The sequence below is a fragment of the Variovorax sp. YR634 genome (genome assembly GCF_900106655.1).
Taxonomy (GTDB): domain Bacteria; phylum Pseudomonadota; class Gammaproteobacteria; order Burkholderiales; family Burkholderiaceae_C; genus Variovorax.
This window is the reverse complement of record NZ_FNOL01000003.1, coordinates 64,789-79,775: the sequence shown is the minus strand read 5'-3', so window position 1 is coordinate 79,775 and position 14,987 is coordinate 64,789. Positions and strand designations below refer to the sequence as shown.

Annotated in this window: 15 protein-coding genes; 8 read left to right on the top strand and 7 right to left on the bottom strand. The window is 67.2% G+C overall.

From position 1 onward, the window contains the following. The first annotated feature begins 75 nt into the window (after positions 1 to 75). From BLV60_RS07100 to BLV60_RS07085, 4 genes are all read left to right on the top strand, one after another. A complete protein-coding gene (locus BLV60_RS07100) occupies positions 76 to 525 on the top strand; it encodes a CHRD domain-containing protein (RefSeq protein ID WP_093052127.1) in 450 nt (149 codons plus the stop codon). 64 nt (positions 526 to 589) lie between these two features. After that, entirely contained in the window at positions 590 to 1,801 is a 1,212-nt protein-coding gene (locus BLV60_RS07095) for a patatin-like phospholipase family protein (protein WP_093052123.1), read from the top strand. A gap of 73 nt (positions 1,802 to 1,874) precedes the next feature. Next, complete coding sequence (locus BLV60_RS07090; protein WP_093052120.1) at positions 1,875 to 2,624, top strand: acetoacetate decarboxylase; 750 nt, start codon at positions 1,875 to 1,877, stop codon at positions 2,622 to 2,624. Positions 2,625 to 2,670: 46 nt separating this feature from the next. Then, on the top strand, positions 2,671 to 3,453 hold the full coding sequence (locus BLV60_RS07085) for a 3-hydroxybutyrate dehydrogenase (protein WP_093052117.1): 783 nt from the start codon (positions 2,671 to 2,673) through the stop codon (positions 3,451 to 3,453). 7 nt (positions 3,454 to 3,460) lie between these two features. Here BLV60_RS07085 and BLV60_RS07080 read toward each other — a convergent pair whose 3' ends face one another. Then, a complete protein-coding gene (locus BLV60_RS07080; RefSeq protein ID WP_256328887.1) occupies positions 3,461 to 4,411 on the bottom strand; it encodes a bifunctional helix-turn-helix transcriptional regulator/GNAT family N-acetyltransferase in 951 nt (316 codons plus the stop codon). A gap of 146 nt (positions 4,412 to 4,557) precedes the next feature. Here BLV60_RS07080 and BLV60_RS07075 point away from each other — a divergent pair, with 146 nt between their 5' ends. Next, positions 4,558 to 6,960 (top strand): YgiQ family radical SAM protein, encoded by a 2,403-nt coding sequence (locus BLV60_RS07075; protein ID WP_093052111.1) that lies wholly within the window; start codon positions 4,558 to 4,560, stop codon positions 6,958 to 6,960. Positions 6,961 to 6,963: 3 nt separating this feature from the next. On the opposite strand, the gene BLV60_RS07070 is transcribed toward BLV60_RS07075, so the two are convergent. Together BLV60_RS07070 and BLV60_RS07065 are read right to left on the bottom strand one after the other, a co-directional pair. Next, complete coding sequence (locus BLV60_RS07070; protein ID WP_093052109.1) at positions 6,964 to 7,629, bottom strand: DUF1294 domain-containing protein; 666 nt, start codon at positions 7,627 to 7,629, stop codon at positions 6,964 to 6,966. A gap of 17 nt (positions 7,630 to 7,646) precedes the next feature. Then, the gene (locus BLV60_RS07065) at positions 7,647 to 8,027 is read right to left on the bottom strand and encodes a tautomerase family protein (protein ID WP_093052106.1); all 381 of its coding nucleotides are present in this window, start codon (positions 8,025 to 8,027) and stop codon (positions 7,647 to 7,649) included. A gap of 149 nt (positions 8,028 to 8,176) precedes the next feature. On the opposite strand from BLV60_RS07065, the gene BLV60_RS07060 reads away from it, so the two are divergent. Then, the gene (locus tag BLV60_RS07060) at positions 8,177 to 9,091 is read left to right on the top strand and encodes a hypothetical protein (protein ID WP_093052104.1); all 915 of its coding nucleotides are present in this window, start codon (positions 8,177 to 8,179) and stop codon (positions 9,089 to 9,091) included. A gap of 4 nt (positions 9,092 to 9,095) precedes the next feature. Here BLV60_RS07060 and BLV60_RS07055 read toward each other — a convergent pair whose 3' ends face one another. Beyond that, the gene (locus BLV60_RS07055; RefSeq protein ID WP_093052101.1) at positions 9,096 to 9,968 is read right to left on the bottom strand and encodes a CoA transferase; all 873 of its coding nucleotides are present in this window, start codon (positions 9,966 to 9,968) and stop codon (positions 9,096 to 9,098) included. Positions 9,969 to 10,120: 152 nt separating this feature from the next. Between BLV60_RS07055 and BLV60_RS07050 the strand changes: the two genes are divergently transcribed. After that, positions 10,121 to 11,023: an SDR family oxidoreductase gene (locus BLV60_RS07050; RefSeq protein WP_093052098.1), complete on the top strand. Its 903-nt coding sequence runs from the start codon at positions 10,121 to 10,123 to the stop codon at positions 11,021 to 11,023. On the opposite strand, the gene BLV60_RS07045 is transcribed toward BLV60_RS07050, so the two are convergent. The 3 genes from BLV60_RS07045 to BLV60_RS07035 are packed head-to-tail and all read right to left on the bottom strand — an operon-like array spanning position 11,024 to position 13,809. Beyond that, positions 11,024 to 11,482: an Lrp/AsnC family transcriptional regulator gene (locus BLV60_RS07045; protein WP_093052095.1), complete on the bottom strand. Its 459-nt coding sequence runs from the start codon at positions 11,480 to 11,482 to the stop codon at positions 11,024 to 11,026. A 21-nt stretch (positions 11,483 to 11,503) separates the two neighbouring features. Continuing rightward, on the bottom strand, positions 11,504 to 11,902 hold the full coding sequence (locus BLV60_RS07040) for a DUF488 domain-containing protein (protein WP_093052092.1): 399 nt from the start codon (positions 11,900 to 11,902) through the stop codon (positions 11,504 to 11,506). A gap of 38 nt (positions 11,903 to 11,940) precedes the next feature. Continuing rightward, on the bottom strand, positions 11,941 to 13,809 hold the full coding sequence (locus BLV60_RS07035; RefSeq protein ID WP_093053161.1) for a PhoX family protein: 1,869 nt from the start codon (positions 13,807 to 13,809) through the stop codon (positions 11,941 to 11,943). A gap of 93 nt (positions 13,810 to 13,902) precedes the next feature. On the opposite strand from BLV60_RS07035, the gene BLV60_RS07030 reads away from it, so the two are divergent. Then, positions 13,903 to 14,733, top strand: coding sequence for a crotonase/enoyl-CoA hydratase family protein (locus tag BLV60_RS07030; protein WP_093052089.1), 831 nt, complete (start codon positions 13,903 to 13,905; stop codon positions 14,731 to 14,733). The last annotated feature ends 254 nt before the right edge of the window (positions 14,734 to 14,987 follow it).

The following is a 14,987-nucleotide window of genomic DNA, read 5'->3' as shown; positions in this document are numbered from 1 at the left end:
GGGTGGTGGCCGACAAGCCAAGCCCGCCGTGCTGCCTATGCTGTGGAGGCTTTCATAACTCAGGAGATCAAGCTCATGACCAAATATGGCACCCTTTTGCGCGCAGCCCTCATCACCGGGGTGGCCAGTGCCGCGCTGGTCGGCTGCGGAATGATGTCGAAGTCGAACGTCGCGAGCTTCAGCGGCGCGATGAACGCAGCCAGCGAAGTCCCGCCCAACATGACGCGCGGCAGCGGCATGGCCGAGGCCTGGCTCGACCGCGACACCAACGTGCTCAAGTACAAGATCACCTACACCGGCCTGAGCGGCCCGGCCACCATGGCGCACTTCCACGGCCCGGCCGCCGCGGGCGCCAATGCGGGCGTGGTGCTGCCCTTTGCCAACCCGGCGAGCCCGATCGAAGGCCAGGCCACGCTCACGCCGGCACAGGCCGCCGACTTGTCCGCGGGCAAGTGGTACGCCAATGTGCACACCGCCGCCAACCCGGGCGGCGAGATCCGCGGACAGATGCTGCCGAAGATGTGACATCGTCCCGGGGGCAACAACCCCTGGTCAGGTTGGTGTCGCGGGGCTGGTGTCAAATGAACGCATGACGACGACACCACCGAAGAAGAAACCCCGTGCCGCCTCCTCCAAGCCCCTCAACCCTTTTGCTTCGCGCCGCGAAGACATGCGCACCGCCCGCAAGGCGCTGGTGCTGCAGGGTGGGGGCGCGCTCGGCGCCTACCAGGCCGGCGTGTATGCGGCGCTCAGCGAAACCGAGCTGCAGCCGCACTGGATTGCCGGCGTCTCCATCGGCGCCATCAACGCGGCACTGATTGCGGGCAATGCACCGGAAACGCGCGTCGACCGGCTGCGCGAGTTCTGGCACCTTGTGTCTTCGGGCCCCTCGCAGCGCCTGCCTTCTTGGCTGGGCGACCGGGCCCTGCAGAACCAGTACAGCGCCACCATGGCCTCGCTGGTGGGCATTCCGGGCTTCTTCGAGCCGCGGTACTCGCCGGCCTTCCTGATGGGCGGGGCGGCGCCGCTGCTGAGCTATTACGACACCTCCGCGCTCAAGTCCACTCTGGAGCGCCTCGTCGACTTCGACCGCATCAATGCCTGCGAGGCGCGCTTCAGCGTGGGTGCGGTCAATGTGCGCACCGGCAATTCGGTGTACTTCGACAACACACGCCAGCTCATCGGGCCCGAGCACATCATGGCCAGCGGCGCGCTGCCGCCGGGCTTCGCGCCAATCAGCATCGATGGCGACGACTACTGGGACGGCGGCATCGTGTCGAACACGCCGCTGCAGTACGTGCTCGACACGCATCCGCGCAGCGAGCCGCTGGTGGTGCTGCAGGTCGACCTGTTCAATGCGCGCGGCGAGATGCCGCGCACCATGGCGGGCGTGATGGAGCGGCAGAAGGACATCACCTACTCGAGCCGCACCCGCATGAACACCGATGCGCTGGCCGCCAACATGAACCTGCAGCAGGCGATTGCCGACCTGATCTCCAAGCTGCCGGCAGGCCTGCGCAACGACCCGAGCGTGCTCGCGGTGCAGTCGCAGCTCACGCACGAGCCCATAGACATCTTCCACCTGATCTACCGCGACAAGCCCTACGAGTTGGAGTCCAAGGACTACGAGTTCTCGCGCGCCGCCGTTGAAGAGCACTGGGATTCGGGCGCGCGCGACATGCGCAACACGCTGGCCCACCCCGAGACGCTGCGCGCCGATGCAACCGTCAACGGTGTGACCACTTTCGACCTTGGCGAGCACGGCTCGGGGCGCGTCAAGCGGCCGGGCCTGTCGCGCTGACACGGACGATTCAGCCTCAACTAAGAAACCAGCGCGAGACTGGGCCGTCACTTCAACAGGAGGAAATGTTTTCATGAACATTGAAGATGTGCGACGAACGGCATTCGCGATGCCGCTGACCAATCCCGCCTTTCCGCCCGGTCCGTACCGCTTTGTGCGGCGCGAATTTCTCATCCTCACGTACCGCACCGACATGGACGCCCTGCGCGCCGTGGTGCCCGAGCCGCTCGAAGTGGTCGAGCCGCTGGTCAAGTACGAATTCATCCGCATGCCCGACTCCACCGGCTTCGGCGACTACACCGAGTCGGGCCAGGTCATTCCGGTGCAGCTGCGCACCGCCAGGGGCGTGGAGAAGGGCGCGTACGTGCACGCGATGTACCTCAACGACCATCCGCCCATTGCCGGCGGGCGCGAGCTCTGGGGCTTTCCGAAGAAGCTCGCCTCGCCGGTGCTCGACTACGAGACCGACGTGGTGGTCGGCACGCTCGACTACGGCAAGGTGCGCGTCGCCAAGGCCACGATGGGCTTCAAGCATCGCGCTCTCGACCCCGAGCCCATCCTCGCGGGCATCGCGCAGCCGAACTTTCTGCTCAAGATCATTCCGCACGTCGACGGCACGGCGCGCATCTGCGAACTGGTGCGCTATCACATGGTCGACGTCACGCTGCACGGCGCATGGGGCGGGCCCGGCTCGCTCGAACTGCACCCGCATGCGCTGGCGCCAGTGGCCGACCTGCCGGTGCTCAAGGTCGAATCGGCCGTGCACTACATCGCGGACATGACGCTCGCACTCGGCACGGTCGAGCACGACTATCTCGCCTGATTCTTGCTGCCCTTTTCAAACCCGACTCTTACCAAGGAACATCACCATGCAACTCAAGGACAAGGTCGCCTACATCACTGGCTCGGCCAGCGGCATCGGCAAGGAAATCGCCATCCTGTTCGCGCAGGAGGGCGCCAAGATCATCATTGCCGACCTCAACAAGGAAGCGGCCGACGCCACCGCGGCCGAGCTCAAGGCCACCGGCGCACAGGCCATCGGCGTGGGTGTCGACGTGACGAACGAAGACCAGGTCAACGCCTCGGTCGAAGAGGGCGCTGCGGCCTTCGGCGGCATCGACATCCTCATCAGCAACGCCGGCATCCAGATCGTTCACCCGGTGGAAGAGTTCAGCTTCGCCGACTGGAAGAAGATGCTCGCCATTCACCTCGACGGCGCCTTCCTCACCACGAAAGCTTGCCTGAAGCACATGTATGCACAAGGCCGCGGCGGCAGCGTGATCTACATGGGCTCGGTGCACTCGAAGGAAGCCTCGCTGCTGAAGGCTCCTTACGTCACCGCCAAGCACGGCCTCATCGGCCTGGCCAAGACGGTTGCGAAGGAAGGCGCCAAGCACGGCGTGCGCGCCAACGTGATCTGCCCGGGCTTCGTGCGCACGCCGCTCGTTGAAAAGCAGATTCCCGAGCAGGCCAAGACCCTGGGCATCAGCGAGCAGGAAGTCATCAAGAACGTGATGCTGAAGGAAACGGTCGACGGCGAATTCACGACCACGGAAGACGTGGCGCGCGTCGCGCTGCTGTTCGCGGGCTTCCCGACCAATGCACTCACCGGCCAGTCGCTGGTGGTGAGCCACGGCTGGTTCATGCAATAAGCAGACGCTACAGCTTCAGCTCCCAGGTCTCACCGACCTGTGGCGAGCCGTAGCCTTCGTGCGGCTCCGACTTGGTGAGCTGGAAGCCGCGCTTGGCGTAAATGCCGCGCGCGGCCACCAGGCAGCTGTTGGTCCACAGCACCATCTTCTTGTAGCCCTTGAGGCGCGCGAAGGCGATGCATTCGTCCACCAGCTTGCCGCCCAGGCCGAGCCCGCGCGCGGCGGGCGCGAGGATCAGCAGGCGCAGCTGCGCCACCGCGGCCGACTTGCGCACCACGAAGATCGCGCCCACCCGCTCGCCGTTGAGCTCGGCAATCCAGCAGCGCTCCCACTCGGGCTGGAACTTGAGCAGGAATTCACCCGCGATGCCGGCCACCAGCGCTTCGAAGGTGCTGTTCCAGCCGTACTCGCGCGCATAGATCTCGCCATGCTGCTGCACCACCCAGCCGATGTCGCCGGGTGCCGGGTCGCGCAGTATGGCGGCCTGGGTCTTGGCCGGGGCGGCTTCGGGGTCGAGCAGCGACTGCACCGTGCCCATGGCCTGCACCAGCTGCTGGCGCTGCGGCGGCGCGAGCGAGGCGAGCAGGGCGGTGGCTTCTTCACGCGATTTCTGTTGCAGCGGCGCGAATGCGGCGTGGCCGGCCTCGGTCAGGCGCAGGACGCTCTGGCGCGCATCGCGCGGATGCGGCTCGCGCGTGAGCCAGCCTTCGTTTTCGAAGCGGCGCAGGATGCGGCTCATGTAGCCCGCGTCGAGCCCGAGGTCGCGCCCGATTTCGCTCGCGACCGCCACCTCGCGGTGCGCCAGCTCGTACAGCACGCGCACGTCGGTCAACGACATGGCGCTGCCGAGGTAGGGGTCGAGGGCACCGATGCGGCGGGTGTAGAAGCGGTTGAATTGACGGATCGCCTTGACGGCGGCGGGGTCGATGGAGGGTAAAGTGGCTGACATGGTTGCCATTGTCATTCAGAAGGTTGACTTTGGCAATCAATTGAGGCTTCGAAGAGGCCCGGTCACAGGATGTTTGCCGCGACAGACATGATGGAAAACCCTAAAATCGAGGGTTGCCCACAACGGCGCTCCCACGGCGCTGTCTACTCCCTCCGATGAACGCCCCCGTCGACGTCTCCTTTTTCGCGCGCGCCGCCAAGCCGCTGACCAGCTACCGCAAGTACTGGGCGGCCCGTTTCGGCACGGCCAAGTTCCTGCCGACTTCGCGCAAGGAAATGGAAGCGCTCGGCTGGGACAGCTGCGACATCATCGTGGTCACGGGCGACGCCTACGTCGACCACCCCAGCTTCGGCATGTCGGTCATCGGCCGCATGCTGGAGGCGCAAGGTTTCCGCGTCGGCATCATCGCCCAGCCCGACTGGCAGAGCGCCGAACCCTTCAAGGCGCTGGGCAAACCGAACCTGTTCTTCGGCGTGACCGCCGGCAACATGGATTCGATGATCAACCGCTACACGGCCGACCGGAAGATCCGCAGCGACGACGCCTACACCCCCGGCGACGTCGGCGGCTCGCGCCCCGACCGCGCGGCCATCGTGTATTCGCAGCGCTGCAAGGAAGCCTGGAACGACGTGCCGATCATCCTCGGCGGCATCGAAGGCAGCCTGCGCCGCATCGCCCACTACGACTACTGGTCGGACAAGGTGCGCCGCTCCATCGTCGTCGACTCGAAGTGCGACCTGCTGCTGTACGGCAACGCCGAGCGCGCCATCGTCGAGATCGCGCACCGCCTGGCCGCCAAGGAGCCGGTGCAGCAGATCACCGACGTGCGCGGCACCGCCTATGTGCGGCGCGAAACGCCCGAGGGCTGGTTCGAGATCAACTCCACCAGCGTGGACGAACCCGGCCGCGTCGAGGCGCACGTCAACCCCTACCTGATGGTGTCCGACCAGGCCAAGGCCAACGGCGCCACCTGCGTGAAGGAAGACGAGGCTGACGCCGTTGCCAAGGCGGCCGAAGCCGCTGGGTCGGCCGCCGGCTCGGTGGTCAACCCGGCCATCAAGCCGCTGAACTTCGTGCCCAACCCGGCGCTGCAGCCCCGCGGCAAGATCGCCGTTCCGCCGCGCGACCGTTCGGTGATCCGCCTGCCGGCCTACGAGCAGGTGCGCAGCGACCCGGTGCTCTACGCGCACGCCAACCGCGTGCTGCATCTCGAAACCAACCCGGGCAACGCCCGCGCGCTGGTGCAGGCGCACGGCGAGGGCGCCACGGCGCGCGACGTGTGGATCAACCCGCCGCCCATTCCGCTCACCACGGCCGAGATGGACCACGTGTTCGACCTGCCGTACGCACGCAGCCCGCATCCGCGCTACGCCGACGAGAACGGCAGCCACGACGGCGCGACCAAGATCCCCGCGTGGGAAATGATCCGCTTCAGCGTGAACATCATGCGCGGCTGCTTCGGCGGCTGCACCTTCTGCTCGATCACCGAGCATGAAGGCCGCATCATCCAGAGTCGTTCGGAAGATTCGATCATCAAGGAGGTCGAGGCCATCCGCGATTCGGTGAAGGGCTTCACCGGCACCATCTCCGACCTCGGCGGCCCCACGGCCAACATGTACCGCATCGGCTGCAAGTCGCCCGAGATCGAATCGGCCTGCCGCAAGCCCAGCTGCGTGTACCCGGGCATCTGCCCGAACCTCAACACCAATCACGACCCGCTGATCAAGATCTACCGTCGGGCGCGTGCATTGAAGGGCATCAAGAAAATTCTCATCGGCTCGGGCCTGCGTTACGACCTGGCCGTGCAGTCGCCGGAGTACGTGAAGGAGCTGGTGCAGCACCACGTTGGCGGCTACCTGAAGATCGCGCCCGAGCACACCGAGCAGGGTCCGCTCACGAAGATGATGAAGCCCGGCATCGGCAGCTATGACAAGTTCAAGCAGATGTTCGAGAAGTACTCGGCCGAGGCGGGCAAGAAGCAGTACCTGATTCCGTACTTCATTGCCGCGCATCCGGGCACCAGCGACGAGGACATGATGAACCTCGCGATCTGGCTCAAGAAGAACGGCTTTCGCGCCGACCAAGTGCAAACGTTCTACCCGAGCCCGATGGCCACGGCCACGACGATGTACCACACCAACAAGAACCCGCTGCGCAAGATCACGCGCGAGAGCGAAACGGTGGACATCGTGCGCGGCGACAAGCGCCGCCGCCTGCACAAGGCCTTCCTGCGCTACCACGACGCCAACAACTGGCCGCTGCTGCGCGAGGCGCTCAAGAGCATGGGCCGCGCCGACCTGATCGGCAACGGCAAGCACCACCTCATCCCGACGTGGCAGCCGCTGACCGACGGCGGCTACACGAGCGCGCGTCGCAAGAATTCGACCGTCGCACCGGCGGTCAACAAGTCCGCGCCGGTCAAGCTGACGCCGGTGAAGCCCTCGAAGGGCCGCATCCTCACGCAGCACACCGGCCTGCCGCCACGCGACAACGGTTCGGCCGCGGCGCCGCGCAAGGCTGCCGGCCCGGTGCGCGGCAGCATCCGCAAGCCGCGCTGAGTTTCAGAACGCCAGCAGTCCCGCTGGCAGCAGCTTGCCGACCCAGGCGCCCACGGCCGCCATGTGTGCCAGCACCGTGGCCCAGTAGCCCGCCATGAAGCTCGCCTTGCGCACCTTGTGGCGGAACAACCGCTGCGCGACCCAGGCGCCCGGCCAACCCCCGATCAGCGAGAGCAGGTGCAGCGTTTTCTCCGCGGTGCGCCAGCGGCCTGTTTCGGCTGCGTTCTTGTCGAAGCCGTAGATGAAGAAAGTCAGCAGGCTGAGCAGCGCCAATACGCCGAGCGCGATCGGCGGAAGGCGTGTGGTCCAAACGCCATAGCCGAGCAGCGCGCCATATGCCACGAGCAGAAGAACCATCGGCAAAGGGGACGAAGAAGAGGCCGAGGAACGCACCGAGCGATCAGGTTGCCGGCGAGGCGGCGCGGACCTCCGCTGCGGTTGTGATTGCGGCTGCCGTGCTGCACCGGCTGCCTGTACCGACATCGCACGCGGCCCCTTGCCGCCCACATGGATCTCCTCGAAGTTCACCCTCATGCCGACTTGCGGCGCGGTGCCCCGGTCGGTGAAGTCGCGCAGGTGCACGAACACATCGGCGGAGATTTCGGGGCAGCGGATGAAGCCGAAGCCCCGATCTTTCTCCCATCGAACTAGCGTGCCCTGGCGTTTCATCGGCGGGATTCTCGCCGCTATGCGTACTGCATCTCGCCATTTCCGAACGACCAGTTCTCCTTCGCCACCTCGACGAGGTTGATGAAGACATCCTCGCGCCGGATGCCCAGCCGGGCGTGCAGGTCGTCGGCGACGCGCTTGTAGAAGGCTTTCTTCATCTCCGTCGTTCTTCCGTGATTCAGCGTGATCTGGATCAGCACGAAGCCCGGCGAGTAGACAACACCGAGGTAGCTTGCCGGATGGACCAGCTCGCGTGCCTCGTGCCGCGTGATGACCTGGAACTTGTCGTCTTCCGGCACGTTGATGGTGTCCCGCATGGCCTGATAAATGAGATCCCCGATGGCCGGACCCAGGGTCTCGGGGCTGTCATTGGAAAGATCGATCCGGACGAGTGGCATCTGTGGTTCCTCGAAAAAAAGTGGAAGCCTAAGGTACATCCCGTATCGATCGGCCATGGCGGGCGCAATGCCGCTGTTGGTGCGGCGCAGCAAGCCCACGCAGTCCGACTGAAGGCGAGGGTGGGGCGGTCCGCTGTATGGTGTGGTCCATGAGCAGTTCGTACTACCCGTCGGCTTCATGGACGATGCGCACCCTGGCGGGAGCGCTGCTGCTACTGCTCGCAGCCTTGGCGCAACAGGCGCTTGCCGCCGCGCCGGAGAACTCTTCCGCCCAGGCGCTGCGCGCCACCCACCAGCGCTTGAGCGACAAGCTCGACAAGAGCAGTTTCGGGCGGCCCGTGCAGCTCGATTCCATGGAGACGGCCGATGGCCTGCAGGGCGACGTCTACGCCGTGGTCGAGCATCCGCTCGCGGAAATCAGCACCGCGCTGAAGGGGTCGGCCCACTGGTGCGAGGTGCTGACCCTGCACATCAACAACCGGCGCTGCAGCACGGCCAGCGGCCCGCAGGGGCGCGAGATGCTGACGCTCTACGTGGTGCGGCGCTATGACAAGCCCATCGACCAGGCCTTCGAGCTGCCGTTCGTCTACCGGGTCGCCAGTGCCACGCCAGAGCACCTGATGGTCGAGTTGTCGGCCGAGAGCGGGCCGCTGGGCACCAGCAACTATCGCGTCACGCTGGAGGCCGTGGCGCTCGACGAGCGCAAGAGCTTCCTGCACTTCAGCTACAGCTATGACCACAACACCATGGTGCGGCTGGGCACCATGGCCTACCTGGCGACCTTCGGCAGCGACAAGGTGGGCTTTACCGTGCTGGGCAAGACGCCGGAAGGCCAGCCCGACTACATCCGCGGCCTGCGCGGGCTGGTGGAGCGCAATGCGATGCGCTACTTCCTGACGCTGGATGCCTACCTCTCGGCGCCGGGGCCGGAGCAGGCCGACCGTCGTCAGCGTCGCTGGTTCGCGGCGGCCGAGCAGTACCCGCGCCAGCTGCACGAAGTCGATCTCGACACTTACCTCGCGCTCAAGCGCGAAGACCGGCAGCGCGACGGCGCCAGTCGCTGATGAATCAACTGGCCAGCGTGAGCAGCGGCACGTCGCGCTCGCGACTCATGGCTTCGAGTTCGGCGCGCGTGCGCGTCGCCAGCCATGCGGCCAGCGCTTCGTGCGTGGCCGGTGCCAGCATGTCGCGCGAGTCGATCTGCGCCGCCTCGCAGAGCCGGCTGGCGAAATGCGGTTCAAGCGCTGCCACGGCCACGCGGCCATCGGCGCAGGGGTAGACGCGGTAGCCGGCATGCGCGCCGCCGACCGTGCCCGAGGGTTGCGTCAGCCCCCAGGTGCGGGGCAGGGCGAGCCAGTCGGCCGAGGCGTTCAGCGCCACTTCGAGGTACACGCCGCCCGGCTTGCGCGACTGCAGCAGCATGGCCTTCAGCACCGCTTCGCTTGCGAGCAGTGCGCCGCCCATGTCGGCGTAGAGCGTTGGCGGCAGTTCGGTGCCGGTGACCAGTCCGCTTTCGGCGAGATAGGTCAGGTCATGGCCCGGCTCCTCGGCACGTTCGCCCGGCGCGCCGACGATGGCCACTTGCGACAGCGACGGATGGCGCGCCTGCAGCGCAGGCCAATCGAGGCCGAGCTTGCGCAGCGCGGAAGGGCGGAACGAGGTGAGCAGCACGTCCGTCTTCGCGAGTTCGGCGTGCAGTTGCTGCTGGCCCGCGTCCGTCTTCAGGTCGGCCGTTTCGATGGCGATGCCTGCGTGCAGTGCGGCATACGCGGGCTTGTTGTAGAGCGCCATCGGGTCGCCGCCCGGCGGCTCGAGCTTCAGGCAGGTGGCGCCCATTCCGCGGCAGCGCAGCAGCGCGGCCGGCCCGGGCAGGTTGAGCGCAAGGCTCAGCACGCGCACGCCTTCGAGCGGCTGGAAGGAGTCTTGGGTGGGGCTGGACATGGGGCGTCGATCCGGAAAACAGGCCAGCAGCCATTCTCACCCGTGCGGAGTGGGAAGCCAGATTCCGCAAGCCGCCATCGAGGCGGCGCGCGTAGCATGCGCCATGGCAGCGCTCGTCCTTGCCGCTGCCGCAACGACCAAGGAGACAAAGCATGTTCGAAGCTTCCCTGATGAACGGCCAGCGCATCCTCGTGACCGGAGGCGGCACGGGCCTCGGCCGCGCAATGGCCGAGCGCTTCCTGAGCCTTGGCGCCGACGTGGCCATCTGCGGCCGGCGCCAGTCGGTCTGCGAAGAAACCGCGGCCGAATGGCGGCAGCAGTTCCCGGGCCGGCGCATCGACACCTTCGGCGTGGACATCCGCATCGCGCAGCAGGTCGACGAGATGGTCGAGAGCCTGTTCCAGAGCGGCGGCCTCACGGGGCTCGTCAACAACGCGGCGGGCAACTTCGTCTCTCCGACCGAAAACCTCTCGCCGCGCGCCTTCGACGCCATCGCCAACATCGTGTTCCACGGCAGCTTCTACGTGACGCAGGCCGTGGGCAAGCGCTGGGTGGCGCAGGCCAAGTCGGGCCAGTGGAAGCAGGGCGATGCCTTCCGCAGCGTGATGAGCATCATCGTCACCTGGGTCGACAACGGCAGCCCCTACGTCGTGCCCTCGGCCATGAGCAAGGCCGGCATCGAGGTGATGACCAAGTCGCTCGCGGTGGAGTGGGCGCGCCACGGCATCCGCCTGAATGCCGTCGGCCCCGGCGAGATTCCGACCGAGGGCATGAGCAAGCGCCTGAACCCTGGCGAGGAACCCGGCGCGCGCAGCAAGCAGAGCAACCCGATGGCGCGCACCGGCCGCATGAGCGAGCTGCAGAACCTCGCTTCCTTCCTGATGGCGCCGGGGCAGTGCGACTGGCTCACGGGCCAGAGCATCATGATGGACGGCGGCAATGCGCTGGCCACCGGCGGCAACTTCTACGAACTGCGCCAGTGGAGCGATGCCGACTGGCTGGCCGCGCGCGAACGCATCGAGGCGCAGAACCAGAAGGACAAGGCGCAGCGCTGACTACTTCTTTGGCGTCCTGGCCGCCTGCACGGTGATGTGCTTGTTCACCGGGCTCGACAGCACCAGCGACGTTGTCACCGAGCCGTCGACCGCCAGCGCGTCCACCACGCGCTCCAGGTCGGCCGGCTCGGCGATCGCGCAGCGCACGATGAAGCAGCTTTCGCCGGTCACGCGGTCGGCGCTCAGCACCTCGGGCATGGCGTCGAACAGCTTCAGGTACTTGGCGATGCCCGCGTGCGTGGTGTCGATGCGGATGATGGCCTGCAGGCCCACGCCCAGCGCGCGCAGGTTGACGCGCGCGCCGTAGCCCTCGATCACGCCGGCCTCTTCGAGCTTGCGCACACGCTCGCTCATGGCCGGCTGCGAGAGGCCGATGCGCTTGCCCAGCGCGGCCAGGCTCTGGCGCGCGTCGGCCTGCAGCGCTTCGAGGATCTGCCGGTCTTTCCTGTCGATGTTCATGCGAGGTTCGCCTTGCCCCGCTCAGTCTGCAATGTCCGCGCCGCGCTCGGCCAGCAGGCTGCGCAGCACGGAGCGGTGGCAGTGCGCTTCGTCCTCGCAGTAGCAGCCTACCGACAGGGCCGTGCCGTGCGACAGCGCGGCCAGCAGGTCGAGGCTGCGGCTCGCGTCGGACTCGGCCATCTCGGCCCTGAACTTGCGCACGAAGGCGTTCCATTGCGCGGGCGAGTCGGCTTTCTGGGCCTCCTGCGCCTGCTTCATCGTCTCGATGGAGGGCGCGAGGTTCGGGTACCACACGTCGTACCAGTCCTGCGAGGCGAACTCGGTCTTCGGAACGCCGCGCGGCGGGCGGCGCACGGTGCCGACGCGCAGGCCTTCGCCGGGCGCACGCGGGGTGCCCAGGCGGACGATGCGGATGCTCATGGTGTTCTTCCTTTTCCCTTGGGCTTTGAGCCGATGTCTCAGGTGCCGACGATACCGCCGTCGCGCCGGCGTATTGCCAGCGTTGCCGAGCGCGGCCGCGCGCTGCCCGGCTCGGTGCCATCGGGCCAGGCGCTGTTGTGCCTGGTGTCGCCGTCGTCGCGCGCCTCGCCCGGATGCTGGATGTTGACGAACAGCGTGTGCCGGTCGGGCGTGACCACGCAGCCCGTGATCTCGCAGCCGTTGGGCCCGGTAAGAAAGCGCTTGATGCGGCCCGAAGCCGGGTCGGCGCACAGCATCTGGTTGTTGCCCAGCGAGGTGTAGGGCGGCTTGCCGAGCACCTGGCCGCTCAGGTCGGTCTGGATCCAGAGCAGGCCACCCCGGTCGAAGTGCAGGCCGTCGGGAGCACCGAACATGTCGGCATCGCCCGACGGATAGCGTGCGCCGCTGCCGGGCTGTGCCGGATCGCCAGCGAGCGCGAAGTGGTCCCAGGCGAAGCCGGTGCTGGCGGCGTCGCCGCCGTCCTCGCGCCAGCGCAGGATGCCGCCGAAGAGGTTGTTGGCACGCGGGTTGGCCGCGTCGGGGGCGGGCTTGCCGGCGTCGCCGCGCTGGCTGTTGTTGGTGAGGGTGACGTAGACCTCGCCGCTTTGCGGGTGGATGGCAATCCACTCGGGGCGGTCCATCTTCGTGCCGCCTACGACGTCGCCCGCCAGCCGCGCATGGATCAGCACCTCGGCCTGGTCGGCGAAGCCGTGCGCCGCGTCGAGGCCGTCGCGGCCGTGCACGAGCTCGAGCCATCGGCCGCGGCCGCCGGCGTCGTAGCGCGCCACGTGGAGGGTGCCGTCGTCCAGCAGGTGGCGGTTGGCGGCACGAGCGGCGGCATCGGTGCCGGGACGCACCTTCTCGCGGCTGATGAACTTGTAGATGTATTCGAAGCGCGAGTCGTCGCCCATGTAGACCACCAGCCGGCCGTCCCTGGCGACGGTGCAGGTGGCGCTCTCTTGCCGCTTGCGGCCGAGTGCGGTGCGCTTGATGGGCGCGGCGGTCGGATCGAAGGGGTCGATTTCGACCACCCAGCCGAAGCGGTGCGGCTCGTTCGGATGCCGGCTCAGGTCGAAGCGCTCGTCGAAGCGCCAGTACTCGACCCACTGCGAGCCGGCCACCGTGCCGTAGCGGCGCTGCGCCGCCGTTGCGCCCTGAGCCGCTTCCTTCGGGCCGCCGAAATAGCCATGGAAGTTTTCCTCGCAGGTGAGGTAGGTGCCCCAGGGCGTGACGCCCATTGCGCAGTTGGCGAAGGTGCCGAACACCGCGTCGCCCGCCGGGTTGGCGGCAGTGCGCATCAGCGGCGTGCCCGCGGCGGGGCCGGTGATGCGCATCGGCGTGTTGCCGTGCACGCGACGCGCAAAGGGCGAGGGCCGCACCTGCTGCCACCCCTGGCCGGTGCACCGGATCTCGATCACCGAGACACCCATGGCGTGCAGCGACTTGCGCACCTTCTCGGCGGTCCACGCCTTGACGCCGTCGGTGTGCAGCAGTTGCTCGTCGGTGTATTCGTGGTTCATCACGAGCAGGCCGCGGTCGCCGCTTGCGTCGAGCGCGAAGAAGTGCATGCCGTCGTGATGCATGCCGGCCTGCACGGCCTGGTCGTCGGCGCTGTTGCCGGCATCGGGCGCGAAGGCCGGCATGCTGCCCGCGACGCCGGTGGGCGTGCCCCAGGGATAGAGCAATTGCCACTCGTATTCGGGCGGCACGACGATGCCGTCGCGCAACGAGGCCGGCACGCCCGTGAAACCCAGCACGTTGCCGCGGCCCGTGGGCGAGGAAGGCACGGCGCAACCCTGGCCGAAGAGCGCCACCACGGCAGCGGCGGAGCCCGATTGCAGAAGAAAGTGACGACGATCCAGGGGCATGGCAGTGGGTGTTGTTGTGTAGGCGACAGCCACGATCATCGCCGGGCGCCGCACCCGGCGATACTGGCGCGGCAACCGCCCAGGAGACATCGAATGACCGACCGCATCGAATGGACCCGCCACGCCGACGGCGTGGTGGAACTGCAGCTCGCACGCGCCGACAAGATGAACGCGCTCGACCCCGCGATGTTCGACGCGCTGATCGAAGCCGGCGAGGCGCTGCGCGACGACAAGGCGGTGCGGGCCGTGGTGATCTCGGGCCGCGGCAAGGCTTTCTGCGCGGGGCTCGACATGGCGTCTTTCGAGCGCATGCAGCAGCAAGGCGCGGGCTCTGGAGTGCTGGGCGAGGGCGCGGCCGGCGCCGACCTGCTGGTGCGCACGCACGGTATCTCGAACGCCGCGCAGCAGGTGGCGATGGTCTGGCGCGAGGTGCCGGTGCCGGTCATTGCCGCCGTGCATGGCGTGGCCTTCGGCGGCGGCTTGCAGGTAGCGCTGGGTGCGGACATCCGCATCGTCGCGCCCGACACCAAGCTTTCGGTGATGGAAATCAAGTGGGGCCTGGTGCCCGACATGGCCGGCATGGTGCTGATGCGCGAACTCGCCCGCAGCGACGTGGTGCGCGAACTCACCTTCACGGGCCGCATCTTCTCGGGCGAGGAAGCCTTGCGCATCGGCTTCGCCACCCGCGTCGCAGCCGATCCGCTGGCCGAGGCGCTGCAGATGGCACACGAGATCGCCGGCAAGAGCCCCGACGCGATCCGCGCCGGCAAGCGGCTGCTCAACGCGTCGGCATCGCACAGCGCGGCCGAGATGCTGCTGGCCGAGTCGGTAGAGCAGAAGGCCCTGATCGGCAGCCCGAACCAGGTCGAAGCCGTGAAGGCCAACATCGAGCGGCGCGCGCCGCTTTTCAGCGCTCCGGCCTGATCCGCCGGGCTCCCGGGCCCGTGCGACTCATCATTTGTGCCCGGGCAGCCGGGTAATCCCCCAGCCCGCCGGGGCCGAACTTCGCGCACCCTCGCACCCCATCTTCTACGGGTGCAGTCGAGCCCGCGTTTGCCTGTGGGCGGGCCCTTCAATCTCGCGCCCAAACAGCCGAAAAGAATGCAAAGTGCTTTTTAGGTGTCTTTGTGTAAGAATTAAGTAGTTGTTTTAAAGGGAGAATGAACGGGAATGGAGGC

Excerpts from the sequence above, each read along its gene's own strand:
- BLV60_RS07100 (WP_093052127.1), top strand. The coding sequence starts at position 76 with ATGACCAAATATGGCACCCTTTTGCGCGCAGCCCTCATCACCGGGGTG.
- BLV60_RS07095 (WP_093052123.1), top strand. The coding sequence starts at position 590 with ATGACGACGACACCACCGAAGAAGAAACCCCGTGCCGCCTCCTCCAAG.
- BLV60_RS07090 (WP_093052120.1), top strand. The coding sequence starts at position 1,875 with ATGAACATTGAAGATGTGCGACGAACGGCATTCGCGATGCCGCTGACC.
- BLV60_RS07085 (WP_093052117.1), top strand. The coding sequence starts at position 2,671 with ATGCAACTCAAGGACAAGGTCGCCTACATCACTGGCTCGGCCAGCGGC.
- BLV60_RS07080 (WP_256328887.1), bottom strand. The coding sequence starts at position 4,411 with ATGGCAACCATGTCAGCCACTTTACCCTCCATCGACCCCGCCGCCGTC.
- BLV60_RS07075 (WP_093052111.1), top strand. The coding sequence starts at position 4,558 with ATGAACGCCCCCGTCGACGTCTCCTTTTTCGCGCGCGCCGCCAAGCCG.
- BLV60_RS07070 (WP_093052109.1), bottom strand. The coding sequence starts at position 7,629 with ATGAAACGCCAGGGCACGCTAGTTCGATGGGAGAAAGATCGGGGCTTC.
- BLV60_RS07065 (WP_093052106.1), bottom strand. The coding sequence starts at position 8,027 with ATGCCACTCGTCCGGATCGATCTTTCCAATGACAGCCCCGAGACCCTG.
- BLV60_RS07060 (WP_093052104.1), top strand. The coding sequence starts at position 8,177 with ATGAGCAGTTCGTACTACCCGTCGGCTTCATGGACGATGCGCACCCTG.
- BLV60_RS07055 (WP_093052101.1), bottom strand. The coding sequence starts at position 9,968 with ATGTCCAGCCCCACCCAAGACTCCTTCCAGCCGCTCGAAGGCGTGCGC.
- BLV60_RS07050 (WP_093052098.1), top strand. The coding sequence starts at position 10,121 with ATGTTCGAAGCTTCCCTGATGAACGGCCAGCGCATCCTCGTGACCGGA.
- BLV60_RS07045 (WP_093052095.1), bottom strand. The coding sequence starts at position 11,482 with ATGAACATCGACAGGAAAGACCGGCAGATCCTCGAAGCGCTGCAGGCC.
- BLV60_RS07040 (WP_093052092.1), bottom strand. The coding sequence starts at position 11,902 with ATGAGCATCCGCATCGTCCGCCTGGGCACCCCGCGTGCGCCCGGCGAA.
- BLV60_RS07035 (WP_093053161.1), bottom strand. The coding sequence starts at position 13,809 with ATGCCCCTGGATCGTCGTCACTTTCTTCTGCAATCGGGCTCCGCCGCT.
- BLV60_RS07030 (WP_093052089.1), top strand. The coding sequence starts at position 13,903 with ATGACCGACCGCATCGAATGGACCCGCCACGCCGACGGCGTGGTGGAA.